1 protein-coding gene and 2 pseudogenes are annotated in these 1,770 nt (G+C 44.1%); all 3 read right to left on the bottom strand.

The genetic code is table 11. The features are described from left to right. A pseudogene (locus AB6D58_RS24335) lies at positions 1 to 187 on the bottom strand (pyridoxal kinase); the annotation flags it as partial. 98 nt (positions 188 to 285) lie between these two features. Continuing rightward, positions 286 to 1,494, bottom strand: a complete 1,209-nt coding sequence (gltS, locus tag AB6D58_RS24330; protein WP_372158782.1) for a sodium/glutamate symporter — start codon at positions 1,492 to 1,494, stop codon at positions 286 to 288. A 70-nt stretch (positions 1,495 to 1,564) separates the two neighbouring features. Further along, positions 1,565 to 1,770: pseudogene (locus AB6D58_RS24325) on the bottom strand (bifunctional aspartate transaminase/aspartate 4-decarboxylase); the annotation flags it as partial.

The following is a 1,770-nucleotide window of genomic DNA, read 5'->3' as shown; positions in this document are numbered from 1 at the left end:
AGTTTCGAATATCATCTGAGCCGAATGTTTGCCCGGTCCAACCTTGTTGATATTGTGTGTGGTTGGAAAATTGTACCGTATGGATAGGCCATACTTCGAGTCCCATACGTTGCATAGGAAAAACGGCAGAGCTATTGCCAGCATGGCCAAAGACCACATGAGACTGAATTGAAATTACACCTTTCAAACCGTCACTCCTCTTCTGAATATAGTTTTTGATGTCTTTAGTAAATTTTAAAGTCAAAGTACTGAACTTTGGTAATCCCCTTTGATGGGGAAGATCCATCAAGACATGAAATGTAAGAATGTCTCTATAACGATTAGGTTTGAGAGATCGATAAAGAACGCACCAATTAACGGCACGATAAAATACGCTTGTGGCGATGGGCCGTAGTAACCCGTGATACCATTCATATTGAGCATGGCTGTCGGTGTCGCACCCAAACCAAAGCCCGCATGACCACTTGCCATCACCGCGGCATCATAATTTTTACCGAGTAGCTTATAGGTAACGGACGTAACAAACACAATAGTAAACAATGTTTGAATCGTTAGGATAACCACCAGCGACAACGCCATATCAAACAGCTGCCAAAGTTTGATTTCAAGCAATGCCATAGATAAGAAGACACTTAGGGCAATTGAGCTTAAACGTGCCACTTCGACCATCGCAATCTTGGCAGGTTTGCTCTCGCTAAATAGTGTTGAAAATAGTGCACCAATAAATAACGCATAGACGAAATTTGGCACCATGTTCAGCCAATGCACATCGAGCACAAGCACTAAACTATGTAGCATTTGGCTGAGCTCAACACAGCATGCTAAAAGAACAACGCTTCCGATGCCATGTAGTACATTGCCCTTAGTCGGCATGTGATGGGCCTTTTTGTGTTCCACATCTGCTGCATGTACGTTCGGTGTTGAAAGTTGATTTTTTTCAACCAAATACGTGCCTAAAGGCGCTCCGATAATACCGCCAATCACAAGACCAAAAGTGGCACAGGCCATCGCGATTTCGAGTGCATTATCGACACCAAAATGGTCATGAAACATCGACGCCCATGCAGCACCTGTACCATGCCCACCTGATAGGGTGATAGAGCCCGTCATCAGTCCTAGCTTAGGATCCAGCCCTAAGAACGAGGCTGCAGCGACACCAATAGCGTCCTGAAAAATAATATAAACAACGGCGATTCCGAGAAAGACAACGAACAAGCGTCCACCTTGGAATAGCTGCTTGATATTTGCGCTTAAACCAATGCCTGCGAAAAACATCAGCATCAACGTCTCTTTATAAGGAAGTTCAAATTCGAACTCCATTCCCATGCGATATAAGCAAGTAGTAATTAAGGCTGCGATGCACCCACCAATCACCGGCCCTGGGATATGATATTTACTTAATATTGGTGTGTGTTTTTTGGTTACCTCACCAAACAACAACATCAAGAGTGCCAAAATGGCAGATTCAACGGCATTTACAGAAATTACATTCATTATCACGACCTAAACAACCGAATAAAAAAGCCCCGACTTGACGGGGCTTATATTTTCTAGCAACTACGAATTACGCAGAGAACTCTTGGAAGTACTCATCCAACACAGTGCGTGTTGCACGGCCGATTAGCTCGTACTCGTGGTGAGTAAGGTTCGCTAGTGATACGCGTACTGAGGCGTGTACTGTGTCGAAACCTTTACCAGGTAGTAAGATGACGCCAGTTTCGTGAGCAAGACGGAATAGGAAGTCTTTACCTTTCTCGTTAGCTTTGAACC

It is taken from the genome of Vibrio sp. 10N.239.312.D08 (assembly GCF_041466145.1).
Taxonomy (GTDB): Bacteria; Pseudomonadota; Gammaproteobacteria; order Enterobacterales; family Vibrionaceae; genus Vibrio; species Vibrio crassostreae_C.
The sequence above is the reverse complement of the archived record's forward strand: the minus strand, read 5'-3'. Positions and strand labels throughout refer to the sequence as shown.

What these genes read in the sequence shown, in the direction of transcription:
- gltS (WP_372158782.1), bottom strand. Translation starts at nt 1,494, where the DNA reads ATGAATGTAATTTCTGTAAATGCCGTTGAATCTGCCATTTTGGCACTC.